The sequence below is a fragment of the Rhizobium leguminosarum bv. viciae USDA 2370 genome, assembly GCF_002008365.1.
Taxonomy (GTDB): domain Bacteria; phylum Pseudomonadota; class Alphaproteobacteria; order Rhizobiales; family Rhizobiaceae; genus Rhizobium; species Rhizobium leguminosarum.
The window spans coordinates 582,682-607,658 of the sequence record NZ_MRDL01000051.1 but is presented as its reverse complement, the minus strand read 5'-3'; the positions used below and the strand labels follow the sequence as shown (position 1 = coordinate 607,658).

Annotated in this window: 25 protein-coding genes; 10 read left to right on the top strand and 15 right to left on the bottom strand. The window is 61.1% G+C overall.

The genetic code is table 11. The annotated features are described in order from the left end of the window. Positions 1-255 precede the first annotated feature (255 nt). Positions 256-492, bottom strand: coding sequence for a hypothetical protein (locus tag BS629_RS38665; RefSeq protein ID WP_131585898.1), 237 nt, complete (start codon positions 490-492; stop codon positions 256-258). Positions 493-684: 192 nt separating this feature from the next. Between BS629_RS38665 and BS629_RS29700 the strand changes: the two genes are divergently transcribed. Next, on the top strand, positions 685-990 hold the full coding sequence (locus tag BS629_RS29700) for a flagellar basal body rod protein FlgC (RefSeq protein ID WP_018242164.1): 306 nt from the start codon (positions 685-687) through the stop codon (positions 988-990). 66 nt (positions 991-1,056) lie between these two features. On the opposite strand, the gene sufA is transcribed toward BS629_RS29700, so the two are convergent. The 8 genes from sufA to BS629_RS29660 form a co-directional block, all read right to left on the bottom strand. Further along, on the bottom strand, positions 1,057-1,449 hold the full coding sequence (gene sufA, locus BS629_RS29695; protein WP_018242165.1) for a Fe-S cluster assembly scaffold SufA: 393 nt from the start codon (positions 1,447-1,449) through the stop codon (positions 1,057-1,059). Positions 1,450-1,542: 93 nt separating this feature from the next. Next, entirely contained in the window at positions 1,543-1,923 is a 381-nt protein-coding gene (locus tag BS629_RS29690) for an SUF system Fe-S cluster assembly protein (RefSeq protein WP_003559708.1), read from the bottom strand. Positions 1,924-1,935: 12 nt separating this feature from the next. Then, on the bottom strand, positions 1,936-3,177 hold the full coding sequence (locus tag BS629_RS29685; protein WP_077988703.1) for a cysteine desulfurase: 1,242 nt from the start codon (positions 3,175-3,177) through the stop codon (positions 1,936-1,938). A 12-nt stretch (positions 3,178-3,189) separates the two neighbouring features. Further along, on the bottom strand, positions 3,190-4,464 hold the full coding sequence (gene sufD / locus BS629_RS29680; RefSeq protein ID WP_018242167.1) for a Fe-S cluster assembly protein SufD: 1,275 nt from the start codon (positions 4,462-4,464) through the stop codon (positions 3,190-3,192). A gap of 24 nt (positions 4,465-4,488) precedes the next feature. After that, positions 4,489-5,244, bottom strand: a complete 756-nt coding sequence (gene sufC / locus BS629_RS29675; RefSeq protein ID WP_018445225.1) for a Fe-S cluster assembly ATPase SufC — start codon at positions 5,242-5,244, stop codon at positions 4,489-4,491. 239 nt (positions 5,245-5,483) lie between these two features. Beyond that, positions 5,484-5,666, bottom strand: a complete 183-nt coding sequence (locus tag BS629_RS40595) for a GIY-YIG nuclease family protein (protein WP_370090849.1) — start codon at positions 5,664-5,666, stop codon at positions 5,484-5,486. Between the two features lie 78 nt (positions 5,667-5,744). After that, complete coding sequence (gene sufB, locus BS629_RS29665) at positions 5,745-7,214, bottom strand: Fe-S cluster assembly protein SufB (RefSeq protein ID WP_018242169.1); 1,470 nt, start codon at positions 7,212-7,214, stop codon at positions 5,745-5,747. 142 nt (positions 7,215-7,356) lie between these two features. Continuing rightward, entirely contained in the window at positions 7,357-8,523 is a 1,167-nt protein-coding gene (locus BS629_RS29660; protein WP_018242170.1) for a cysteine desulfurase family protein, read from the bottom strand. 217 nt (positions 8,524-8,740) lie between these two features. Between BS629_RS29660 and BS629_RS29655 the strand changes: the two genes are divergently transcribed. Both BS629_RS29655 and BS629_RS29650 read left to right on the top strand, forming a co-directional pair. Then, on the top strand, positions 8,741-9,418 hold the full coding sequence (locus tag BS629_RS29655) for an alpha/beta hydrolase (protein WP_003559715.1): 678 nt from the start codon (positions 8,741-8,743) through the stop codon (positions 9,416-9,418). Positions 9,419-9,562: 144 nt separating this feature from the next. Then, positions 9,563-10,738, top strand: a complete 1,176-nt coding sequence (locus tag BS629_RS29650; RefSeq protein WP_018242171.1) for an acyltransferase family protein — start codon at positions 9,563-9,565, stop codon at positions 10,736-10,738. Here the strand turns inward: BS629_RS29650 and BS629_RS29645 are convergent. Both BS629_RS29645 and BS629_RS29640 read right to left on the bottom strand, forming a co-directional pair. Beyond that, entirely contained in the window at positions 10,735-11,262 is a 528-nt protein-coding gene (locus tag BS629_RS29645; RefSeq protein ID WP_018242172.1) for a GNAT family N-acetyltransferase, read from the bottom strand. The two genes, BS629_RS29650 and BS629_RS29645, sit on opposite strands and share 4 nt — an antisense overlap. Next, on the bottom strand, positions 11,259-12,377 hold the full coding sequence (locus tag BS629_RS29640; RefSeq protein WP_018242173.1) for an anhydro-N-acetylmuramic acid kinase: 1,119 nt from the start codon (positions 12,375-12,377) through the stop codon (positions 11,259-11,261). The genes BS629_RS29645 and BS629_RS29640 overlap by 4 nt, the downstream gene beginning before the upstream one ends. A gap of 131 nt (positions 12,378-12,508) precedes the next feature. On the opposite strand from BS629_RS29640, the gene tyrS reads away from it, so the two are divergent. Further along, complete coding sequence (tyrS, locus tag BS629_RS29635) at positions 12,509-13,765, top strand: tyrosine--tRNA ligase (protein WP_018242174.1); 1,257 nt, start codon at positions 12,509-12,511, stop codon at positions 13,763-13,765. 58 nt (positions 13,766-13,823) lie between these two features. Here tyrS and BS629_RS29630 read toward each other — a convergent pair whose 3' ends face one another. Next, the gene (locus BS629_RS29630) at positions 13,824-14,144 is read right to left on the bottom strand and encodes a hypothetical protein (RefSeq protein ID WP_026188406.1); all 321 of its coding nucleotides are present in this window, start codon (positions 14,142-14,144) and stop codon (positions 13,824-13,826) included. A gap of 222 nt (positions 14,145-14,366) precedes the next feature. After that, positions 14,367-17,765, bottom strand: coding sequence for a YhdP family protein (locus BS629_RS29625; protein WP_026188407.1), 3,399 nt, complete (start codon positions 17,763-17,765; stop codon positions 14,367-14,369). Between the two features lie 125 nt (positions 17,766-17,890). On the opposite strand from BS629_RS29625, the gene BS629_RS29620 reads away from it, so the two are divergent. The 5 genes from BS629_RS29620 (at position 17,891) to BS629_RS29600 (ending at position 22,744) form a co-directional block, all read left to right on the top strand. Continuing rightward, positions 17,891-18,364: a peroxiredoxin gene (locus tag BS629_RS29620; protein ID WP_018242176.1), complete on the top strand. Its 474-nt coding sequence runs from the start codon at positions 17,891-17,893 to the stop codon at positions 18,362-18,364. Then, positions 18,361-19,188 carry a ferritin-like domain-containing protein gene (locus BS629_RS29615; RefSeq protein ID WP_018242177.1) on the top strand — a complete coding sequence of 276 codons (828 nt, stop codon included), beginning with the start codon at positions 18,361-18,363 and terminating at the stop codon, positions 19,186-19,188. Before BS629_RS29620 ends, BS629_RS29615 begins: the two co-directional genes overlap by 4 nt. A 105-nt stretch (positions 19,189-19,293) precedes the next feature. Then, on the top strand, positions 19,294-20,613 hold the full coding sequence (locus BS629_RS29610; RefSeq protein WP_018242178.1) for a peptidoglycan DD-metalloendopeptidase family protein: 1,320 nt from the start codon (positions 19,294-19,296) through the stop codon (positions 20,611-20,613). Positions 20,614-20,751: 138 nt separating this feature from the next. Then, positions 20,752-22,314 carry a DEAD/DEAH box helicase gene (locus BS629_RS29605; RefSeq protein WP_018242179.1) on the top strand — a complete coding sequence of 521 codons (1,563 nt, stop codon included), beginning with the start codon at positions 20,752-20,754 and terminating at the stop codon, positions 22,312-22,314. Between the two features lie 7 nt (positions 22,315-22,321). Continuing rightward, positions 22,322-22,744, top strand: a complete 423-nt coding sequence (locus BS629_RS29600; RefSeq protein WP_018242180.1) for an NUDIX domain-containing protein — start codon at positions 22,322-22,324, stop codon at positions 22,742-22,744. On the opposite strand, the gene BS629_RS29595 is transcribed toward BS629_RS29600, so the two are convergent. Together BS629_RS29595 and BS629_RS29590 are read right to left on the bottom strand one after the other, a co-directional pair. Beyond that, positions 22,745-23,062, bottom strand: a complete 318-nt coding sequence (locus tag BS629_RS29595) for a TfoX/Sxy family protein (RefSeq protein ID WP_018072246.1) — start codon at positions 23,060-23,062, stop codon at positions 22,745-22,747. Between the two features lie 32 nt (positions 23,063-23,094). Continuing rightward, complete coding sequence (locus tag BS629_RS29590; protein WP_018242181.1) at positions 23,095-23,589, bottom strand: flavin reductase; 495 nt, start codon at positions 23,587-23,589, stop codon at positions 23,095-23,097. A gap of 286 nt (positions 23,590-23,875) precedes the next feature. On the opposite strand from BS629_RS29590, the gene BS629_RS29585 reads away from it, so the two are divergent. Next, positions 23,876-24,958 carry a branched-chain amino acid ABC transporter substrate-binding protein gene (locus tag BS629_RS29585; protein WP_018242182.1) on the top strand — a complete coding sequence of 361 codons (1,083 nt, stop codon included), beginning with the start codon at positions 23,876-23,878 and terminating at the stop codon, positions 24,956-24,958. The last annotated feature ends 19 nt before the right edge of the window (positions 24,959-24,977 follow it).

Genomic DNA, 24,977 nt, shown 5'->3' with positions numbered 1-24,977 from the left:
ACAAATCCGCCGAGGGTCAGCCCATTATCAATGCAAAGGGATGCCATGCGATAGATGGCGCGGACATCCACTTAAAAAAGATCGGACCGCTCCAAGGGGCGGCGGAGCGGTCCTGGCGGATCGTCGGATCCACGAGACTTCGGCGCGGGAGGGGACATGCCGATGTCTATCGGCACATTCGCGGTGCCGGTCTCCACATGGAAGTCACTTCCGAGAGACACCCAGACCTTACCGTCCCGATAGCAGGTAACGAAACTATACATAGGTATTGGGGATGATCTTGTTGATCCGGTCATCGCATCCCAATCTCGTCGGCCCCGCTGAAACCTGGACAGAAGTATAGGCCGAGCTACACCAGCATTGAATGTCCTGCATTTCAAACCTGCTCGACGGTTCTTTCAAGGCCAGCGAACAGGAACGCAAAACTGACAGCCGCGCAACCAGATCGCCCCATTCCGAAATCCGTTCATTCCAGCCAAGGAGAATAGCCATGGACCATATCGAACTTGAAAATCGTCGCAAAGGCGCTCCACTGCCGCCTATCCTGGATATAGTCCCGTGCCGATCCTGCACAGAGGCGACGGCACAAGGCCCTGACCTAAGGCTTTTGCTAACGCAAAGCCTTCAGCATTTCCTAAACCCTCACAGCTAGAAGGTTACCATCCAGTTCTGGGGAAACGGCTGATGAGCATATCGGGTATTACGAGCATTGCTCTTTCGGGAATGCGGGCGCAGACCACACGTGTCGGCGCAATTGCCAACAACATCGCAAACAGTAGCACGCCGGACTATGCCAGGCTGAATACCAGCCTCACCTCCGTTGTATCAGGCGGCGTCCAGGCCCTCGTCGACCCGACCGCATCCGATGTCGATCCGACCACCGAACTGACCGATCTGATCGAAGCCGAGCAGAGCTACAAGGCGAACGCCGTGGTCTTCGAGACCGGCGCCGACATGTGGGAAATGCTGATGAGCATCAAGCGCGATTGAGCACGCCCTAATTTCATCGAGAATTGGCTGGCTGAGAATTTCCCGCCAGCCTGAAAGTCGCGGCTATCAGGAATGCGCCGGCTCACCCTGGCGCTGGGCAGCAAGGGCAGCGAGATCGGCAGGCTTCAGCTCGACGGATTCGCCGCAGCCGCAGGCCGACGTCTGGTTCGGATTGGTGAAGGTGAAGCCGGAGCGCAACTTCGTCGTCTCAAAGCCCATTTCGGTACCGAGCAGATAGAGGGCTGCCGACGGCTCGACCCAGACTTTGGCACCATCGCGCTCAATCAGATCGTCCTTGGCATTGGGCTCGGTCACCAGGTCGATGGTATATTCCATCCCGGCGCAGCCGCCCTTCTTGATGCCGACGCGCACGCCCTTGGCATCAGGCCCAGAATTGTCGACGATCGCTTTGACGCGGGCCGCAGCCCCGTCCGTCATGCTCATGATTGCAAAGCCCATCGGCTCATTCTCCTTCCGCAACCGGGGTCAAGATCCGGCGCATCGTGACTCAAATGTAGTACCCTGAGGTAAACGGATCAATACCGCGGGATCTCAGTACCAGCCGACGGCGACTTGCGCCTCTTCGGACATTCGATCCGGCGTCCACGGCGGATCGAAGGTCATGGCCACCTCGACGCCTGATACGCCTTCGACGGCGCCGACGGCGTTTTCGACCCAGCCTGGCATCTCGCCGGCAACCGGGCAGCCCGGGGCGGTCAGCGTCATCATGATCTTCACCATCCGGTCGTCCTCGATGTCGATCTTGTAGATCAGACCAAGTTCGAAGATGTCGGCTGGAATTTCCGGATCGTAGACGGTCTTCAGCGCGCTGATGACGTCGTCGCTCAGCCGCGCCAGCTCATCGGCCGGAATGCTGGAATGCACGATGCCTTCGCGCACGTCGATCTTCTGTTCGCTTTCGTCCAGGCTCATCACGGACACTCCTCAAGCAAAGAACTTGCGCGCATATTCAAGCGCATCGGCCAGGGCATCGACATCGGCGCGGGTATTGTACATGCCGAAGGATGCACGGCATGTGGATGTGACGCCGAAGCGTTTCAAGAGCGGCATGGCGCAATGCGTGCCGGCCCTGACCGCAACACCCTGCCGGTCGATCACCATCGAGACGTCATGGGCATGAATGCCGGCAAGCTCGAAGGAGAAGATACTCCCCTTGTCGGGCGCCGTCCCGAAGACCCGCAGCGAATTGACCGATTTCAGCCGCTCGACCGCATAGGCAGAAAGATCGGCCTCGTGGCGCGAAATCGCCTCGCGTCCGACCTTCTCCATATAGTCGAGTGCATAACCGAGCCCGATCGCCTGCACGATCGGCGGCGTGCCGGCCTCAAAACGATGCGGCGGGTCGTTATAGGTCACCATATCCTCGGCAACTTCGAAGATCATCTCGCCGCCGCCCTGGAACGGCCGCATCTCGAAAAGCCGCTCCTTTTTGCCGTAGAGCACGCCGATGCCGGACGGGCCGTAGAGCTTGTGACCGGTCATGACGTACCAGTCGCAATCGATATCCTGCACATCGACCGGCAGATGCACGGCGCCCTGGCTGCCGTCGATCAGCACCGGGATGCCGCGCTCATGCGCGATCCGGCAGACCTCCTTGACGGGAACGATAGTGCCGAGCGCATTCGACATATGGGTGATGGCGACGAGCTTGGTGCGCTCCGTCAGGCTTTTCTCGAAATCTTCGATATGGAAGGCGCCCTCGTCGTCGACGGGCACCCAGACAAGCTTGGCGCCCTGCCGCTCGCGGATGAAGTGCCAGGGCACGATGTTGGAATGGTGCTCCATGATCGTCAGGACGATCTCGTCGCCTTCGCCAATCCTAGGCATGCCCCAGCCATAGGCGACGGTGTTGATCGCTTCCGTCGAATTCTTGGTGAAAACGATGTCGTTGACCGAAGGTGCATTAAGGAAGCGGCGCACCTTCTCGCGCGCTGCCTCATAGGCGTCCGTGGCCGCATTCGAAAGATAGTGCAGGCCGCGATGCACATTGGCATATTCATGGCTATAGGCATGCGAGATGGCGTCGATCACCACCTGCGGCTTCTGCGCCGAGGCACCGTTGTCGAGATAGACCAGCGGCTTGCCGTGCACCTTCTCCGCCAGGATCGGAAAATCCCGACGGATGGCTTCGACGTCGTATTGGGTGGCCGGCACTATCTTGTCCATTGATATATCCGATCAGGCGTGCTTTTCGAGCCAGGCCGAAATCACGCCTTCCAGCGCCTCGACCAGGGCCTCGTCTTCCAGTTCCTCGACGATCTCGGCGACGAAGGCGTTGACGAGCATCGCCCGCGCCTTGTTCTCCGGAATGCCGCGCGCCATCATGTAATAGAGGTGATTGGCGTCGATATCGGTCACCGTCGCGCCGTGGCCGCACTGCACGTCGTCGGCGAAGATTTCAAGCTCGGGCTTGACCGAGAATTCGGCATCGTCGGACATCAACAGCGTGTTGCAGGCCATCTTGGCATCGGTCTTCTGCGCATCGGGCGCGACCCGGATCATGCCCTGGAAGACGCCCTTGGCGCGGTCGAAGACGACGTTGCGGATCACTTCGGTCGAGCCGGTGTTCGGCACGTCGTGGCCGAGCACCATCGTCACGTCGGTATGGCTGTCGCCCCCGAGCAGGTTGATGCCGCGCAACGTCAGATCGGCGCCCTCGCCCGTCACCTTGATGTTAAGCTCCTGGCGCACCAGCCTGCCGCCGGCATTGATGACGAAAAGCCGGAGCTTGGCGTCAGCGCCGAGATCGATGCGGATCTGCCCGAGATGCGTATCGTCGGCCCCCTGCTGCTGCAGGATGATCCAGGTCAGTTCCGTGCCTTCGCCCACCGTGATGTCGCTGACGTGGGACACGAGAGCCGCATCACCGGTCACCGTGAGGTGACGCTCGATGACGGTCGCCTTGACACCGGCGCCGAAGGCCACGGGAAGGCGCGTATGTGCCTGCCCACCCGCATGGATGAACTGGATTTCAAGAGGGTTTTCAAGCTCGGCATCGGCAGGCACGTCGATGACATAGCCGTCGCGCACGAAGCTGCCATTGATGCGGCCGACGGCGTCGTCGCTGCCGAGCGCATCGAGCCCGCCTGCGGCAGAGCCGTCAAGCAGACGTTCAAAATAGGCCGAAACGCCAAGACCGTCGGCCGTAGCCTTCTGGTTGGAATGGCCCTGGATCACCGCCAGCACCGTGGCATCAGCAACGAGCGGCTCCAAAGCCTCCGAGCCGGCATCGCCCGCCTGCGGCGGAACGGTGCGCAGCAGATTCTTGAGGTCGGTATAATGCCAAGCCTCGACGCGGCGCGTCGGCAGGCCGGCCTTCTTCAGGTCGTCGAGAAGCCGGTCGCGCAGGGCCGTCACCGCACCATTGCCCGGCAGTTCGCCGATCTGCTGGTTGAAGGCCTCGATCAACGCTGTCTCGGCCGCAGTCAGGCGGCTCGTCGTCTGCATGTTCATGGACGTCGTCCTTTCCACCCGAACTCAGGCTGCCGTGCCGATGATGTCGGCATAGCCGTTGGCTTCCAGCTCATGCGCCAGCGTCTTGTCACCCGACTTGATCACCTGGCCCTTGTAGAGCACGTGGACGGTATCCGGCACGATATAGTCGAGCAGGCGCTGGTAATGGGTGATGACCACAACCGCGCGGTCCGGCGAACGCAACGCATTGACGCCGTCGGCGACGATCTTCAGCGCATCGATGTCGAGGCCGGAATCGGTTTCGTCAAGCACGCAGAGCTTCGGTTCGAGCAGCGCCATCTGCAGGATTTCGGCGCGCTTCTTCTCGCCGCCGGAAAAGCCGACATTCAGCGGCCGCTTCAGCATCTCGGTATTGATCTGCAGCTTGCCGGCGGCATCCTTGACCCGGCGCATGAAATCCGGCGTCGTCAACTCGTCCTCGCCGCGCGCCTTGCGCTGCTCGTTCATCGCCACCTTCAGGAACTGCATAGTGGCAACACCCGGAATTTCGACCGGATACTGGAAGGCCAGGAAGATGCCCTTGGCCGCGCGCTCGGCCGGATCGAGCTCGAGGATGCTCTCGCCATTATAGAGAATGTCGCCCTCGGTGACTTCGTAATCGCTGCGGCCGGAGAGCACATAGGAGAGCGTCGACTTGCCGGAGCCGTTCGGCCCCATGATGGCAGCAACTTCGCCGGCCTTCACCGTCAGGTTCAGACCACGGATGATCTCGGTGCCGTCTTCGGCGATGCGGGCATGGAGGTTTCTGATTTCAAGCATTTCGTTCTTCCTGTCCATAAGGCGGGTCCAAGTGCCGCCTGATTGACCGTGCTCATCGGTCTCGATCGTCATCCTCGGGCTTGTCCCGAGGATCTAAGCCTTCAATTGTAATCGCTCCACTCCCGCGTATTCGGATGCGGTCGATAGATATTCTCGATTTCATCGATCCGCTCGTAGAGGTCGATCCAGGTCGGATTGATGCCCTCTATAAGCTTGATTTTCCATTCACGCAGGTAGCGTTAAAGACTTCTCTCGTCGGATCGCCAACACGATGTTCGGGTGGTTCTCAAACCAGACAAGATTCTTTGCTCTGTATTTCTGCGTAAAGCCCTTCTGGATCTCGTTGCGGTGTTCCCAATGCGTCCGTGCAAATCACTCGTAACGCCGGTGTAGATCACGCCTCGCGGTTTGTCGGACATCATGTAGACGAAACCACTCATCCTTTGTTCTCTGGCCGCTGCAGATCCTCGGGACAAGCCCGAGGATGACGGAAACCGTGTTTACCCCACCGAACCCTCGAGCGAGATGCTGATCAGCTTCTGTGCCTCGACGGCGAATTCCATCGGCAGTTCCTGCAGGACTTCCTTGACGAAGCCGTTGACGATCAGTGCGATCGCGGCTTCGGTCGGGATGCCGCGCTGCAGGCAGTAGAACAGCTGGTCCTCGGAGATCTTCGAAGTCGTCGCTTCATGCTCGAACTGCGCCGTCGAATTCTTCGCCTCGATGTAGGGCACGGTGTGGGCGCCGCACTTGTCACCGATCAAAAGCGAATCGCACTGGGTGAAGTTGCGCGCATTCGACGCCTTGCGGTGAGCCGAGACCTGGCCGCGATAGGTGTTGTTGGAAACGCCGGCGGCGATACCCTTGGAGACGATGCGGCTCGACGTGTTCTTGCCGAGATGGATCATCTTGGTGCCGCTGTCGATCTGCTGATGGCCATTCGAAACGGCGATCGAGTAGAATTCGCCGCGGCTGTCGTCGCCGCGCAGGATGCAGGACGGATACTTCCAGGTGATCGCCGAGCCGGTTTCGACCTGCGTCCAGGAGATCTTCGAACGGTCGCCGCGGCAATCGCCGCGCTTGGTGACGAAATTGTAGATGCCGCCCTTGCCGTTCTTGTCGCCCGGATACCAGTTCTGCACCGTCGAATATTTGATCTCGGCGTCATCGAGCGCAACCAGCTCGACCACGGCGGCATGCAATTGGTTTTCATCGCGCTGCGGCGCCGTGCAGCCTTCGAGATAGGAGACGTAGGCGCCCTCTTCCGCAATGATCAGCGTGCGCTCGAACTGGCCGGTGCCCTTCTCATTGATGCGGAAATAGGTGGACAGCTCCATCGGGCAACGAACGCCCTTCGGCACGAAGACGAAGGAGCCGTCGGTAAAGACCGCCGAATTCAGCGTCGCGTAATAATTGTCCGAGGTCGGCACGACCGAGCCGAGATATTTCCGGACGAGATCGGGATATTCGCGGATGGCTTCCGAGATCGACATGAAGATCACGCCGGCCTTCTTCAGCTCTGCCTTGAAGGTGGTGACGACCGAGACGCTGTCGAAAACGGCGTCGACGGCGATCTTCGGCTTCTCGACGCCGGCAAGAATCTCCTGTTCACGCAGCGGAATGCCGAGCTTCTCATAGACCTTCAACAGCTCCGGATCGACCTCGTCGAGCGACTTCGGACCCGGCGTGCTTTTCGGCGCGGCGTAATAATAGATGTCGTTGAAATCGATCTTCGGATAGTTGACGCGCGCCCAGGTCGGCTCTTCCAGCGTCAGCCAGCGACGATAGGCCTCGAGACGCCATTCCAGCATCCACTCCGGCTCCTGCTTCTTCGCCGAAATGAAACGAATGATGTCCTCGGACAGGCCTTTTGGCGCCTTATCCATCTCGATGACGGTCTCGAAACCGTATTTGTACTGGTCCACATCGATCAGGCGGACCTGGTCGATTGTTTCCTGCACGGCAGCCATCTCATTCTCCAATCTCGCCGGATACAAGGTCCGGCAGCTTGTAGCGTTTGGGCAATTGTCCTGCCCTTTATGTAAGAGGCCAAAAGGGACTTTTCAGCCCGATTGGCAAGCAGAAATTTGCGTTTCCGCAAGTTTTGACGGGTCAAGCCGCCTCGCCCGCCGACCTCCGCCGACAGGCAATCTTCGCGAAAGCCGCAATCGCCCTGTCGACATCGTCTTCCGTCGTCGAAAAGCCGAGCGAGATACGTAGCGCTCCGAGCTTGGCGTCACGTCCCATTGCCGTCAGCACGTGGCTTTCCCCGAGCCGACCGGATGAGCAGGCCGAACCTGCAGAAAGGGCAACGCCTTCGAGATCGAAGGCGATCTGCCCGGTCTCAGCCTTCAGCCCCGGCAGGGTGAAGAAGATCGTATTGGCGACGCGCTCGCCGCCCTCGCCGTGGATCATCACATCGGATGCCGCCTCACGCATGCCGGCTTCCAGCCGCTCGCGCAGCGCGCCGATCGTCGCATTGCGCGCCTCGAGTTCGTCGGACGCAGCTTCTGCCGCCGCGCCGAAGCCGATCAGCGCCAGAGAATTCTGTGTCCCTGAGCGGTGACCCCGCTCCTGCCCGCCGCCCTGGATCAGCGGCCTGGGCATCAGCGCCTCGCCGCGTGCGATGAGCGCGCCGGCCCCCTTCGGCCCACCGATCTTGTGCGAGGAGACGATCATGAAATCGGCGCCGATCTTCTCGATATCGAGCGCGATGCGGCCTGCCGCCTGAACGGCGTCGACGACGAAGAGCCCGCCATGGGCGTGGACGATCTTTGCCGCCGCCTCAACCGGCTGCACGATGCCCGTCTCGTTGTTGACGAGCATGATAGCGACCATCGGCAGGCCGGCGGCCTTGTCATGCGCATCAAGCCGGAGGCCGAGCGCATCGAGATCGACGATACCGGCTTCCGTCACCGGGATCTCCGTCATACTCTCCCTGGCGAAGCGGCCGCCTTCGCGCACAGCCGGATGCTCGATCGCCGAAAAATAAAGATGGCCGAGCCGAAGCGGCGTGCGGCCCATGCGGAAATCCGGTGTCAGCACCAGGTTAGCGGCTTCGGTCGCACCGCTGGTAAAGACCACATTGCCAGGACCGGTGCCGGCAAGTGCCGCCACCTTGCGCCGTGCGCCTTCGATGGCGGCGCGCGCGGCGCGGCCCTCTCCGTGCACGCTGTTCGGATTGCCAAACACATCGATGGCGCGCATGATCGCCGCGCGTGCTGCGGGGTGCAGCGGCGCTGTGGCATTCCAGTCGAGATAAAGGCGTGGCGGCGCCATGATCTTCAGTCCTGCGCTTGACGAGCTTGCTTCAGCGGCCGCGGTTCATTTTTCTTGAAATTTCCGCCGGGCTTGCCTTATGACACGTTCCACGATGCGTGGATCGCCATGCAAGTTTCGAATTGTTCTAAACTGCGTTTTAGAAAAGCTGACAACACTAGTCAAGTCATGTTGTCATCCAGCGCAGCGCGAACGCGAAATAAAACCCGGAGTACCAATGCCCGAAGTTATTTTCAACGGCCCAGCCGGCCGTCTTGAAGGCCGCTACCAGCCCTCCAAGGAAAAAAGCGCGCCCATCGCCCTGATTCTGCATCCGCATCCGCAGTTCGGCGGCACGATGAACAATCAGATCGTCTATCAGCTCTTCTACATGTTCCAGAAGCGCGGGTTCACGACGCTGCGCTTCAACTTCCGGGGCATTGGCCGCAGCCAGGGTGAATTCGACCATGGCGCCGGCGAACTCTCGGATGCCGCCTCGGCGCTCGACTGGGTGCAGAGCCTGCATCCCGATTCCAAGACCTGTTGGGTCGCCGGTTATTCCTTCGGCTCCTGGATCGGCATGCAGCTCCTGATGCGCCGGCCGGAGATCGAAGGCTTCATGTCGATCGCGCCGCAGCCGAACACCTACGACTTTTCCTTCCTGGCGCCCTGCCCCTCTTCTGGCCTGATCATCAACGGCGAAGCCGACAAGGTGGCGCCAGAAAAGGATGTCAACGGCTTGGTCGAGAAGCTGAAGACCCAGAAGGGCATCCTCATCACCCACCGCACCGTTGCCAACGCCAACCACTTCTTCAATGGCCAGGTGGAAACGCTGATGGGCGAATGCGAGGATTACCTCGACCGTCGCCTCAACGGCGAACTGGTGCCGGAACCGGCCGCCAAGCGGATTCGCTGACACCACAAAATCTCGGCCTCATCGATGCCGTGACGGTCCGGAACACCACCGGGCCGGATGTGTCAGAACAGATCACCTACCGTGTTGCAATGTATGTTGCAGTGCGGTAGGGTCCTCGCGATCCTAACAAAAGCGAGGTCCGCAATGACCAAGTCGTTCGGGGAAGTCCTGGATAAGTATAGGGGAATTGGTCCGGGGTTCGATTTTCTTCGAATAGGGCTCGCCTTTTCCATCGTATTGACCCATTCCTTTTTGTTAACCGAGAACAATGACTTCATCAGGGGGTCGGTATTCTGGTTTACTGAATACGCTCTTGTTCCGATGTTCTTCGCTTTGAGCGGATTTCTCATCGCCGGCAGCGCCCAGCGACTGAGCCTCCGGAATTTCCTGATCAACCGAGGCTTGCGCATCGTCCCGGCCCTTGCGGTCGATATCGTCGTCTGTTCGTTGATTATCGGGCCGATCATAACGGTCGTTTATCATTCCGAATATTTTACCGATCAGCGGTTTTTCAAATACTTCCTGAATATCGTCGGCTGGATCCATTACGAGCTTCCGGGCGTGTTCGAGAATAATCCAAGCCAGCGCGTCAATGGCGCTCTCTGGACGGTTCCCTGGGAGATCTTCTGCTACATCATCATGTCGTTCCTGATGATCACCGCCATCGTCAAGACGCGCTACAAGCTGCTCGCGGTGACGATCGCCTACATCGCCATCGGCCTTATCGTGCAGAAGATGCCCTATCTGTTACCTGATACAATCAAGCCGATCGCTCGCTTCCTGTTCATGAGCCGAGGCTCCCAGCTGATAACCGCCTTCATGATGGGCATCGTCGCCTTTCAGTTCAAAGCGGTCATTCCGCATTCCCGCTGGCTGTTCGCCGCCGCCTGCCTGATTTGCATCGTCGCCATTCTGACCCTGGACAGCCGGGCGACGGAGTCGGTGATGAACCGGCCACTGGTGATCACTTCTCTCGTTTACATCACCGTCTTCGTCGGCCTGTCCGAGGTGCCCATTCCGGCCTTTTTCAGGAAGGGCGACTATTCCTACGGCGTCTATCTCTATCACGACCCGTTTTTGCAGATCTGGATCAGCTCGTTCCCGTCGGTGTTTCTCTACCCGAAATATGGTGCGCTCGCGCTCTATCTCGTCGGTCTGCCATCGGCTCTCGCCGTCGCGGTGCTGTCCTGGCATTTCATCGAGAAGCCGATCCTTGGCCTTCGCAAGAAGTTCTCGTTCATCGCTCAGGTCAGGGGCGTCGAGGATAGCAACCGGGCTGGTCGCGAATCAAATGTCCGGCCGGTCGCGGTAAAAAGCTAGGGCATTGGCGGCCGCATGTCGGCGGTGAGTTCGAAAGTCGTGCCAAGCACTCCGTCGATCGGGATCGGCGCGCGTTCGCGCATGCCGATCTTTCTGAGGACGCGTTGCGAGGCGATGTTTTCGGGATGCGTGAAGGCGATGAAGCCTTGCGCAAACTGCCTTCCGAAAAACCAGTCGGCCAACACGCCTGCCGCCTCGGTTGCCAGGCCCTTGCCCCACGCCTCCTCGCGCAGGGAATAACCGAGTTCAAATTGCTCGCTCCTGAACTTCGAAATGCCCGCGCGGCCGATGAAGTTGCCGTCTTCGGCGAGGAGCTTGTATTTGGTCGTGCCGTCGCGCGCCTGCTCCTCGAACCAGCCCCTCAGCCGCTGCTCAGCCTTCTCGATGCTCCACGGCGCGTTACCGGACAGATAGCGGGTCGTCGCCATCGTCGAATGCAGCTGCTGTACCAGGGCCGCATCGCCTTTGTCCCACATGACGAAGCTCAGCCGCGGTGTCTTCAGTATGACCCTCTGCTCTCTCATGGCGTTGCCACCACCCCGCCGCTGACTGGGACGCCCACTCCCGTTGTGCCAGGAAATGTCAACGGCAGCCCGTCCAGCGACCGGACGGCGAGGTAGGCCCAGGCCTCGGCTTCCATCGCGTCGCCATCGAAGCCTGCCTCCTCGGCGCTCAGTACCTTCGAGCCGAACCTTTCGGCCATGACCGAAAATTCCGCCATCAGAGTGGCGTTCAGCCGCCCGCCGCCGCAGACGATATAGACCGCTGGGGTCTCGGGCAGGAAGCTGGCGGATTTGATGATCGAGGCGGCGGCCACATGCGCCAGCGTCCGGGCGCCGTCTTCAAGGCTTGCTTCCTCGGGCCGAAGCGGGGCGAAATCGCCGCGGTCGAGGGAACGACGAACATTGCCGCGAAAGAACGGGCTTTGCAGATAACGCTCCGCCAGGCTGGCAACGACCTTGCCGCGCCCGCCGATCTCGCCGCCGGGATCATAGGTTCTGCCGATCTGCGTCTCCACCCACTGGTCGATCAGCGTATTGCCCGGCCCGCTGTCGAAGGCCGATATCCGGCCGTCCGTGCCGATAGAGGTGAGATTGGAGATGCCGCCGATATTGACGAAGCACACCGCCTGTCCCTGCTGTTGGAATTTTCCCGCAAGTGCTGCGTGATAGGCCGGCACCAGCGGCGCACCCTGCCCGCCATGGACCATGTCGTTGGCGCGCATGTCGTAGACCACCGGTATGCCGGTTCGGCGCGCCAGTTCCGGACCGTCGCCGATCTGGATCGTCAATCCCTCATCAGGGCGATGAAGCACCGTCTGGCCATGGAAGCCGAGAACATCGACGCCATCGGCTAAGAGCTCGAAACGCTCCATGAATGCCGTAACGGCAATTGCATGCCGTAAGGTCAGTTCCAACTCGATGGCACGAAGCTCAGCGGGCCGTTCGTTCCTGTCGCTCAGTGGACGTGCGATTTCCAGCGCCCGTTTGAGCTGCCCGCGAAAATCGGCATCATAGGGCACGCCCATGAATGGTCCGCGCTCGATGAAGCCGCGGCCGTCGGTCCTGATCAGCGCGACGTCGATTCCGTCCATCGACGTGCCGCTCATCAGACCGATCGCGGTCCTGATGATATCCATGAGGCTTGCCTCCCATGCGATTCCCGGATGCACTTTTATAAAAACAGTGCTAAACGCGCCGCGACAGATCAACAACAACGAACTTGCGTGAGGCCCACTCGGGTAAGCGCAGACACCAAGAGACGAAACCTATGTCCGAGTTCAAGTCCGATTTCCTCCGCACGCTGAAAGAGCGCGGCTTCATTCATCAGGTCTCCGATGAAAGCGGCCTCGATGACCTGTTCGCCAAGGAAACCGTGACGGCCTATATCGGCTTCGATCCGACGGCGCCCAGCCTGCACGCCGGCTCGCTGATCCAGATCATGATGCTGCACTGGATGCAGAAGACCGGTCATCGCGCCATCTCGCTGATGGGCGGCGGCACCGGTATGGTCGGCGATCCCTCCTTCAAGGAAGAAGCGCGCCAGCTCATGACCGTAGATACGATCGAAGGCAATATCGCCTCGATCAAGCGCGTCTTCTCCAATTACCTGAACTACGGCGACGGTCCGAAGGACGCGCTGATGATCAACAATGCCGAATGGCTGCGCTCGCTGAACTACCTCGAATTCCTGCGCGATGTCGGCAAGCACTTCTCGGTCAACCGCATGCTGTCCTTCGACAGCGTCAAGACGCGTCTCGACCGCGAACAGTCCCTGTCCTTCCTGGAATTCAACTACATGATCCTCCAGGCCTATGACTTCGTCGAGCTTGCCAAGCGCTACGATTGCCGCCTGCAGATGGGTGGTTCGGACCAGTGGGGCAATATCGTCAACGGTATCGATCTCGGTCACCGCATGGGGACACAGCAGCTCTATGCGCTGACATCGCCGCTGCTGACGACGTCATCCGGCGCCAAGATGGGCAAGTCGGCAACAGGCGCTGTCTGGCTGAACGCCGACATGCTCTCGGCCTATGATTTCTGGCAGTACTGGCGCAACACCGAGGATGCCGACGTCTCGCGCTTCCTGAAGCTCTACACCACGCTGCCGATGGATGAAATCGCCCGTCTCTCCGCACTCGGCGGCTCGGAGATCAACGAGGTCAAGAAGATCCTTGCGACCGAGGTGACGGCAATCCTGCACGGCCGCCAGGCCGCTGAACAGGCCGCCGAAACGGCACGCAAGACCTTCGAGGAAGGTGGCCTCTCGGAAAATCTTCCGTCGGTCGACGTGCCCGCCTCCGAGCTCGACGCTGGCATCGGCCTTCTGTCGCTGATCGTACGTGCCGGCCTTGCCGGTTCGAACGGCGAAGCGCGCCGTCACGTCCAGGGCGGTGCGGTCCGCATCAACGACGAGGCGGTCAGCGACGAACGCAAGATGATCGGCAGCGGCGAAATCACCGCCGACGGCATCATCAAGCTCTCGCTCGGTAAGAAGAAACACATCCTGATCCGCCGCGCGGCGTAAGCGGCTTTACCGAACAGATACCAAAGCCGGCGCCCGCGCCGGCTTTTTCTGTGCCTCACTATTCGGGTCGGCGAGCAAGATCATTCAGCTCCCCGTCGGCATTCCGCGTCATCTCGTTTGGTCTCCCGGAGAAGATAGCCGGCGGATCGACGCTTGAATCGGGCTTCACTCGCGACCACCAACTGATCGAGAAGATCGGCGGCGTCATCATCGCGTCGAGGGGAACCATGAGGACGTGGTCGGAACGGATGACCGCCTCTTGCGACTTCAGCCGCACGACCTTTTCCGCGGCAAGCGAAGTGTCGGCAATTGTCACAGCCATCATGGCGGCCGATGCGAAAGAAACTGTCCGGGCGCACTGCATCGCATCCTCCGACATTGCACCGACCGTTGCTTCCTGGCCGGGACAATATAGTACATCAGATTTTCCTAAAATAGGCAAAGCATCAATGTCGGACTTGTCAGGATAGGTCGGAATTGGCCTTGCCGAGAACGAACCCGCGCATTCCTCTGCTGCGATCCGGCAACAAGTCACACACCGGACGCTTTGTCGGAACCTTTTGCACCTGCCGGGATTTGCGACCTCCCGGCTTCACCCGCCTCACTGGAACTCAAAGATCTGCCGGAAAACGCCAGGCGCGATGATCGACAGCGGGTTGATCTGCAGGTTCGGCTGGTCGAACTTGCCTGTCAGCTTGAAGGTGATGCCGATCAGGCCGCGGTCGCTGCCATTGCCGAGAATGACGCCGATCAGCGGCAATTCGGCAAAGAGCCGGTTGAGGCCGTAGGCCGGCATGAAGGTGCCGGTCATGTCCATGTTGCCCTTGCGATCGCGCACGATGCCTTGGAAGGTTGCGCCGATCTGGTCGCCGCGCAGCACGCCGTTCTCGATGCCGACCATGCCATTGCGCGAGACGACACGGGCAAAGCCGCGCTGGAAGCGCTGCGACGAGGTATCGATATCGCGTTTGACGGCTTCGTTGAGGCTGCGCTGCTCATTTCCCACAGGTGTCGAAACGATCGACCGCAGGCGTTGTTCGTTGACGATCGCGAAGCGGCGCACGTCGAGCGAGCCATCCCAGCCGCCCTCTGCCCCCAGCCGGATCGCCAGATTAAGCAGGCCGCCCTGCATGTGCTGATAGAGATCGGCGAAACGTGACACCGCGCCGGCATCGCCACTGGTGATGTTGATGACGCCGCCGTCCTTCATCTGGCTGACCACGGCCTCGCCGCTGTCGGTAACGGCGGAGAAATTGAGCGCCTGCAGCTTGTCGCCGCGCAGTGATATTTGCGCCTGGAAATTGCCGACCTTCTCGTCATTGAAGCCGATGACATTTTTCAGCCTGGCACGCACCGATACGCCGGTGTCGCCGGCATCCCCATCATCATCGCCGTCCGAGCCCGATTTCAACCGCGCGATGACCGGCCGCGCATCGGCGCTGTCGCCGGAGACCGAGACGTCGAAATTGCCCTTGCTACGTTTCACCGACAGGGCGAAATCGTCGAGCGAGGACAGCTTGACGCTGTCGAAATCAGCCGAGATCAGCCCGCCTTTGCCAATGTTCAGCGATCCGTTGGCGCCGAAACCATCGCCCTTCAGTCGAAAATTCTTGATCTGGGTATTGTCGGCCGGGCCGGACGTTTCGAATTCGGCCGTGGCGGCAATGCCGCTGCCCTTCGACCAGCCTATCCAAGGCAGTTCGAGCAGCGACTTGGTGAGGTCGAGCTGGACGTCCTGCCGGTCGTCATCGATCCGCGTCAGCACCATCTTCACGCTGCCGCCGACGATGCCGGAAAGGCCGGGTATCAGCTTGTTGCGCTGGTCTTCTGAAAGCGTCGCGGTGATCACCCGCTGCCGCACCGCTGTGTCGGATGCCTCGACCGGTTCGGTAAGATCGATATCGGCCGGGACACCGTCGATCTGGGCCTTGGCGTCGAGCGTGATCCGTTTCGGATTGCCGTTCAGCGTGCCGTCGAGATTGCTGATCGTGCGGCCGGAAAACGGCTTGGCAAGATCGATATCGGTGAGCTTCATTGCCGCCGTCCATTCGGCCGGCGGCGGGTTTTGCGAGGAGAGCAGGCCGAAATGCGCCTTCACATTCGCCTCGATCCGGCCCTTGAGATCGTCGGGCGTAAAGCCGGCGCGCTGCAGCACCCGGATCGGCCTGTAGGTCAGAAGCTCGCCAACGGCGTCCGCCGCTCCGGAGACCGCAAGATCGATATCGGCCATCAGTGGTTTATCGTAGGTGGCAGGCAAGATGAACGTCCCCTGCCCGAGACCGACGGACCGGCCGGAGGGGAAATAAGACGTGCCGCTCTTGATCGCGATCGTCGCAACCGGGCCGGTCAGGTCGAAATGTGCTGACGTGTCGCGGATCGGCGGAATGTCTCCGGCGACGTTCATCCGCGCACCCGTGATGTCGAAGCCGATGCGGATCTGGTTGGCGTCGAGCTTCAATCCCTTGCCGCCGGCTGCCTCGTCCAGCCTGCCAAAGGGAATGAAGACGGAAATGGCGGCATCGGTGACGGTGCCGCCGAAGAGATTGCCGTGCACCCAGTTGCGCACCTTGGGCGCCATCCAGAACGGCCAGAGCTGCTTGATCGCTATCGTCTGCAACTGTGACGACTGGCCGGCGAAGCTGATCTCCGGTGATTTTTCGCCGAGCTTGACATCAAGTGATCCGTAGAGCGCCCCAAGCGGGCTGGAAACCGTCATGTTGGGAAACTGGAATTCGCGGCCGGCGACCATGTAGCGCCCCGTCGCCTGGATGTCGAAGGAGAGCGGCGGCTCGCCGGAGCCGCCGGGGGCTGCCGTGCCGCCGCTGACGAGCAGGTCGATGCCGAAGCCTTTGCCGGCCTGCGGGTCGAGCTTGTCGAGATCGATCAGGGCGCCGTTGATGGGAAGCGTGGTCGCGCCGAATCGGGCGTTCGACCGGGCGATCTCGAGCGTCTGCTTGGAGAAATCATAGACGAGATTGATTTGGCCGCCCGACAGCTCCTGCGGATCGCCATCCGCATAGATCTGGCCAGGATCGATGTCGATCGTCGCCGCAAGCGCCGGCGGCACCGCATCGCGCGCTCTGGTGGCCGACACCGTCAGGTCGACAAAGGCGCTGAGCCCCTGCCGTATCACGCCCTGATCGTTGCGTTTCAGCGCAAAGGGCGTGAGGTCCGCATGCTTGAGCGTCGCCACGACCTTCGACACGTGGCCGTCTTCCTTCTCGGCCAGCACGTCGAGCTCCGCCACCTCGCCGTTGAGCGCGACTTCGCCGGTCAATTGCAACGAGGACGGGCCGGCATGGGCAAAGACGAGATTGTCGATGACAAGCGACAGCGGACCGTTGGCGGTATCGGCAAGCTTGATGTCGATGCCGGAGATGCGCACCGAATTCGTCGAGCCGCGCGTCACGATGCTGTCGAACATGTCGAACTGCGAGAAGATCCTCTCCATCGCAGCCGGCACGGCGTCGATGCGCAGATCGTCGAGCTTGACGGGATTGCCGGAGGGCAGAAGCGCGGTATCGAGCGCGATATCCTCCGCTTCGATGTCCGCGACGGCGATGCGGCCGCGGAAAAGCTGCAGCGGATCGAGCCCCAGCCGCACCGAACCCGTCGTCGACAGGTGCTGGCCGCTCTCCTGGTCGATCATGTTGACGTTGCGCGCTTCAAGTGCCAGCCGAAAATCCGAAGTGAAGCGGATGACGGTGGAGCCGACCTCGGCGCGGTAGCGCGGTCCGGCCACACCATTCAGCGCCGCCTGAGCCTGCTGCGACAGCGGCTTGTCGAACATGCCGCTCTCGACGGTGAAAACGATGCCAGCGAGAATAAGGAGAATCAGTCCCAGAAATCCTGAGGTCAGCTTCGCCGTGCGGCGCATCGGCGAACGCGGCGGCGGGCAATGGACGATGATCGGATCCTCGGCCTGGGCGGACGGCAAGCGGTCCAGCGCAACGATATCCTTCTTGCGAAACGTGACCTTTTCGCCGCGGATGGCTGACATGCGCCCTCGGGCTCTCCCTTTAAGTGAAGAATTGAACCCGGCCATGCTGGACGGGTATCCGTCCACTATATAATTCGGGGAGAGAAAGTGTCATCCACAAACCCGGCAAAAGAAAGGTTTTCCCAATGGCGGTTCCCGGCATCGGCGTCTCGGCCCCTGATTTCAACCTTCCCCGCGACGGCGGCGGCCGCGTCACGCTGGCCGAATTCCACGGCAAGCCGCTCGTATTGTTCTTTTATCCCAAGGACGACACGACGGGCTGCACCGCAGAATCATTGGCTTTCACCGCGTTAGCAAGCGAGTTCGAAGCGGCCGGTGCTGCCGTCATCGGCATGTCGCCCGATTCGGCCGCCTGCCATGACAGGTTCATCAAGAAGCACCGTCTTTCGGTGGCGCTTGCCTCGGACGAGGAAAAGACGACGCTGCAGGCCTATGGCGTCTGGAAGGAAAAGAGCATGTACGGCCGCAATTTCATGGGCGTCGAGCGTACCACCTTCCTGATCCGCCAGGACGGCACGATCGCCACCATCTGGCAGAAGGTGAAGGTGCAGGGCCATGCCGAAACCGTACTCGAGGCCGTGAGGAATCTGGCGGCGTGACCGGGCATCTGGCGATAAGCTCGCTGCGCGGCGGCGCCATCGATGCGATCAGCTCGGCCGATCTCGACCGCAAGACGGCACTTGCGCAGGAAAGCGCCACCCGCTGGTTCGCTCGCCGGGTGTCGCTGCGCTCGCCGCTCGATGCGGCCCTGCCCGACAGGCCCGGCCGGCCCGACAAACCGGTGCTGACGCCGCCGACCCAGGTGGAGAAGCGCTCGCTGCATACGCTCAAAGGACGGATCGCTCTGCTCCACGCCATCGCTCATATCGAGCTTAACGCCGTCGATCTGGCGCTCGATATCGTTGCGCGATTCGCGACCGAGCAGGTGCCGAATTCCTTTTTCGACGGCTGGATGCAGGTCGCCTTCGAGGAGGCGAAGCATTTCCGCATGGTGCGCGCCAGGCTAAACGATCTCGGTGCTGATTACGGTGACCTACCCGCGCATGACGGGCTCTGGCAGGCCGCCCATTCGACGCGCAACGACCTGACGGCAAGGCTGGCCGTCGTGCCGCTGATTCTGGAAGCCCGTGGCCTCGACGTTACGCCGTCGTTGCAGACAAAGATGCGCCAGACCGGCGATCTCGAAAGTGCCGATGTCCTCGACGTCATCTATAACGACGAGAAAGGCCATGTCGCCGTCGGCGCCAAATGGTTCCGCTTCCTCTGCGCCCGCGAGAAACGCGACCCGGCAAAAGCCTTCCAGGAGCTGGTACGGGCCAATTTCCGCGGACCGCTGAAGCCGCCCTTCAACGACCTTGCCCGCGCCGAAGCCGGGCTGACGCCGTCCTTCTACAGATCGTTGGCATCGATCAGCCACGCTTGAAGTCACTGAAATTTATGATGCCACGGCGACAATGAAAGCATTCATTAACCATAACAGTGTCTAATTTTCCGAAAGAGGCGTAGAGCATCAATCGGGAGAGCCTGCGTGAACAGCGGACATCAGCACCGGGTATTCGGCAGGCGGGCACAGGAACATATCCTCATCCTGGCAAGCGGTGACAAGGTTCGCCATATGACGGTCCGGCCCTGGATGGCTGCGGTGGCCTTCTGCTTCCTCGGCGTCTTCTCGATCGGCTACCTCTTGGCCACGTCCTATCTCGTGCTGCGCGACGACCTGATCGGCGCCACCATGGCCCGCCAGGCCCGCATGCAGCACGACTATGAAGACCGCATCGCTGCCCTCCGCGCGCAGGTCGACCGCATCACCTCCCGCCAGCTTCTCGACCAGCAGGTGGTCGAAGACAAGGTCGACAAGCTGATGGAGCAGCAGATGGCGCTCACCTCGCGCCATGGCAAACTCGACAATCTGCTCGACCGGGCCGAAAGCTCCGGCCTGACGGAAAAAGATGGCGCCCTGCCTGCGCCGTCCTCGCCCGTTCAGTCCTATGCGCCTGATATCAAGGACAAGCGTGCTTCACTCACCGGCGGCGGCATCGAGGCGATCGAGAAACAGCTGGCAAGCGGCGCGCCCGCCGATGCGACGCCCGACAATTCGACGCTTGCCTATGTGCCGGCGACCGACACGGTCGGCGACCGTGCCGACCGCATCTTCTCCAAGGTGACGCTATCGCTGAAAGATGTCGAACAGGACCAGCGCAGCCGTGTCGAACAGCTGACGAGCGATGCCGGCAATGCCGCCAACGCCATCGAGACCGTGCTGACCCGCTTCAAGATTCCGATGCCCGAGACCGCCGCCAAGAAAGACGATGACGATGCCGTCGGCGGCCCCTATGTCGAGCCCGAAAGCAACGACGACTTCAACAATTCTCTGGTCGCGCTCGACGGCGCGTTGACCCGTCTCGAAGAGGTGCGCAGCACCGCCGAATCCCTGCCTTTCCGCAATCCCGCTATCGGCAAGGACGTGACGAGCCCGTTCGGCAATCGACGCGACCCTTTCCTCGGCCGCCTCGCGCTCCATTCCGGCATCGACTTCCGCTTTTCGCCGGGCGAAAGGATCCGCCCGACGGCCCCCGGCAAGGTGATTTCGGCCGGTTGGACCGGCGGCTACGGCAACATGGTCGAGATCGATCACGGCAACGGCATCTCGACGCGCTACGGGCATATGTCCCAGGTCCTGGTCAAGGTCGGCGACACGGTCGATCGCGATGACGTCATTGGCCTTGCCGGCAGCACCGGCCGCTCGACGGGCACGCACCTGCATTATGAAGTGCGCCAGGACGGCCACGCGGTCGATCCAGTATATTTCATGAATGCCGGCCTTAAACTCGCCACCTATATCAAGTAACTCCTGCCCGGTAACCAACGCTTCACTCTGCAATGGGTGCGGCGTCTCTATTTCTTGACTTGCCGGCCATTCGGGGCTATGTCGCGCTGCATTGCGGCATGCAATCCCGCCGACTCGTTCAGAGCTCGGCCGAACGGAATGGAAACAGTTTTCCCTTTGACGACATTTGCTGACCTTGGCTTAAGCCAAAAAGTGCTATCCGCTGTTACGGACGCGGGCTACACGATCCCAACGCCTATTCAGGCGGGCGCCATCCCGTTTGCGCTCGAGCGCCGCGATATTTGCGGCATCGCGCAGACCGGCACTGGCAAGACGGCATCCTTTGTTCTGCCGATGCTGTCGCTTCTGGAGAAGGGCCGTGCGCGTGCGCGCATGCCCCGCACGCTGATTCTCGAACCGACGCGCGAACTCGCCGCTCAGGTCGCCGAGAATTTCGAGAAATACGGCAAGAACCACCGCCTTAACGTCGCCCTTCTGATCGGCGGCGTTTCCTTCGAGGACCAGGACCGCAAGCTCGAGCGCGGCGCCGATGTGCTGATCTGCACGCCCGGCCGCCTGCTCGACCATTTCGAGCGCGGCAAGCTGCTGATGAGCGGCGTCGAGATCCTCGTCATCGACGAGGCCGACCGCATGCTCGACATGGGTTTCATCCCCGATATCGAACGCATCGCCAAGATGATCCCGTTCACCCGCCAGACGCTGTTCTTCTCGGCAACTATGCCGTCGGAGATTCAGAAGCTCGCGGACCGCTTCCTGCAGAATCCAGAGCGCATCGAGGTCGCAAAGCCGGCTTCCGCTGCTGCGACCGTGACGCAGCGCTTCGTCGCTTCGCACGGCAAGGATTACGAGAAGCGAGCGGTTCTGCGCGAACTCGTCCGCGCCCAGACCGAGCTCAAGAACGCTATCGTCTTCTGCAACCGCAAGAAGGATGTCGCCGATCTCTTCCGGTCGCTTGAACGCCACGGCTTCTCCGTCGGCGCCCTGCATGGCGATATGGACCAGCGTTCCCGCACGATGACGCTGCAAAGCTTCCGCGACGGCAACCTGCAGCTTCTGGTTGCCTCCGACGTCGCCGCCCGCGGCCTCGACATTCCCGATGTCAGCCACGTCTTCAATTTCGACGTGCCGATCCATTCCGAGGATTACGTCCACCGCATCGGCCGCACCGGCCGTGCCGGCCGCTCGGGTGCCGCCTTCACCTTGGTCACCAAGCGCGATACCAAATTTGTCGACGCCATCGAGAAGCTGATCGGCGAAAAGGTCGAATGGCTGAGCGGCGACCTGAATTCCCTGCCACCGGCAGAAGAAAGCCGGGAAACTGAACGCCCGCGGCGCAACAGCCGCGAGCGTGGTGCCAGAGATGGCGCAGCCCGAGATCGCGCGCCGAGAGAGAATGGCGACAGGGATCGTGGCCGCGGACGCGGCAGTCGCAGCGCTGCGAGTCATAAATCTGACAACGACATCCAGGATAATGGCGTAGACGTGATCGAAGCAGCACCAGTAAAGGCCGACATCGTGAAGAACGAGCGCAAAGCAGAGCAGAAGCCGCAGAACAATGCGCGTAACAATCGGCCTTACCCGGCAAATGATGACAGCCGCGACCGCCGCCGTCATCGCGATCACGACGACGGCCCGACCCCGATCGGCTTCGGAGACGATATCCCCGCCTTCATGCTGATCGCCGGCAGCGCCAAGGTCTGAACTTCCGATGGGCAGGCCCGGTATTGATTTTCCGGGTCTCGGCGTCGGCTTGGTGATTCTGCGCGACGCCAGGATCCTTCTCTACAAACGCATGCGTCCACCTGAAGCCGGCTATTGGAATATCGTCGGCGGCAAGGTGGATCACATGGAGCCGGCTGAGGAAGCTGCGCGCCGCGAGGCCGAAGAGGAAACCGGCCTGACGATCGGCCGCATCGAGCGCCTCTGCATGAGCGAGCAGATCATCGAGGCCGATCGCCAGCACTGGATTTCGATCCTCTATCTCGCCCGTGACGTCGACGGCGAGCCGCAACTGACCGAACCGGACAAGCTTTCGGATTTCGGTTGGTTTCCCCTGACGGATCTGCCCGAGCCGCTGTCGGCCTTCACCAAGGCTGCCATAGCAGCCTTGCCGACCGCCGAACGCGGCTAGTCATTCGGCGCGAAGCGACGCCTCATAGGCAAGCCGCACCCATTTCGCCATCAGATCGGGATCATCGTAGGCCTCGTCGGGGATCGACCAATAGGGCATCTTCACAGGCTTGCCGTTCTTTCCTTCATAAGTCCATTGGGTGGCGCCGGCCGCGGCAAATTCCGGGGCGCTCGTCTCATCGGCCTTCAGCAGCATCTCGTCACGCACTTCGAGCGCGATGATGCGCCCGAGATGATAGATGCCCTTGCCGCCGAACATGCGCTTGACCGTAACGGGGCCAAGCCCCTGAAACATTTCCTCGATCCCGGCATTGTCCATTCGCTATTCCTTCGAAATCCCGGCCACTCCAATCACAGCGCGTGATAATCCCGGTTCAGATAGATGAGCGCCGGGTGTTTTTCGCTGAAACGGACAGCCGCGACCTCGCCGAAGATGACGTTGTGCGTCGGCAGTTCCTTGATATCGATCACCCGGCAATCGAAGGCGGCAAGCGCGTCGGCGAGCACGGGCGCACCGGTGGCAAGCATCTCGAAACGGGCGCTGGCGAAACGGTCGTCATTGGCAAGCGACGTGCGCCCGGAAAAGGCATCAGCAACGCCCTGATGATGGGCGCCGAGCGTGTTCAGCGCGAAAATGCCGCTGCGAAAGAAGATCTCGTTCTTCGGATTGGTGTTGTTGAGGCAGACCAGCACCGAGGCCGGATTGTCCGAAACCGAGCAGGCGGCCGTGATGGTGACGCCGCGGCGCAGCTCGCCCATCGCCGTCGTCACGAGCTGTACATGGCCGGCATAACGGCTCATGGCATCGCGATAAAGGCCAGGGTCGATATGCTGCCTGTTCAACACCTGCTTCTCCCGTACGCGCTTATTCTGCCTACTGCATAAATCCTTAAATCGGAATCGATTTAAGGACAAAATTATGCAGCCATTCAAAGTGCTACAGCGTCGTTTGCGCGCCTGAAAAGACGCGCGGCGCTGTAGTTCGACTTGCTATCGCGCCAATATGGCGAGCATCGGTTACCTTTTCTACAATAGGACCGGTGAAAAGCGCTGTGTTGCGCTTGTTTTTCTTTGACGATCGCGGCCTTGCGGATAAAAGGGCATGGACGATGGCTAGGGATCTCCGCCTTTCATGATCAACCTGCGTGGCATAGCAGCTTTTCTGGCGCTGCTGGGAGCGGCGGCGCAAGGCCATGCGGCCGGCGTGACAATCGGCGTCGTCGCCCCCCAGAACGGCCCGCTCGCCCTGCTCGGCGCCCAGATTACCGCCGGTGCCGGCTTCGAGATTCAGCAGTCAGAAAATACCCTCGTCGCCATCAACGAGACCTGCGAGGACAATAGCGGTGCTGCGGTCGCCGATGCGCTTGTCAATGCCAAGGTGCAGGTCGCGATCGGCTTTCTCTGTAGCGAAACGCTCGAAGGCGCGCTGCCGAAGCTGAAGGACGCCAGCATTCCCGCGATCACCGTCTCGGTGCGCTCCCGCATCCTCATGGAGGATGCGTTGAAGAACGGCTGGCCGCTCTTCCGGGCAGCACCCGCCGACGGTGCCGAGGCGGCAAAGATCATCGAGGCGATCCTGAAGGACTGGGCCGCCGATCCGATCGCCCTGATCGAGGACGGCACCATTCATGGCCGCGAACTGACGGAAGCGGTGCGCAATGCGCTGGAGCAGAACGGCCTGAAGCCGGTCTTTACCGATACCTACCGGCCAGGACAGGAGCAGCAGATTGCCCTTGTCCGCCGCCTGAAACGGGCCGGTGCCACCAGGGTCTTCATCGGCGGCGACCGCAACGACGTCGCCGTCATCGCCCGCGATGCCAAGGCTGAGAATATCCCGCTGTCCATCCTCGGCGGCGATGCCATGCGCGCTGCCGACCAGCCGCTGCCGCTGAATGAAGGCGTGCGCGCTGTCGCCCTGCCCGAATACGCCGTTCTACCGGAAGGCACGGCTGCGGCCGACGCGCTGCGCGCCAAAGGCATCGAGCCGGAAGGCTATGTCCTGCCGTCGCTGGCCGCGGCACTCATTGCCGGCCAGGCGGGGCAAGCCGCCGCTGCGGCGGGCAAGCCCCTGCAGGAGACGCTTCTCGGCACGACATTCCAGACGCCGGTCGGCGCCATCGCCTTCACCGATGCGCATGAGCTTTCGCAAAACCCCTACCGCCTGCTCGAATGGCGGGGCAACGGCTTTTTTCCACCTGGCGCACCGACACAATGAGCGGCGCGCCAGCCTTGAA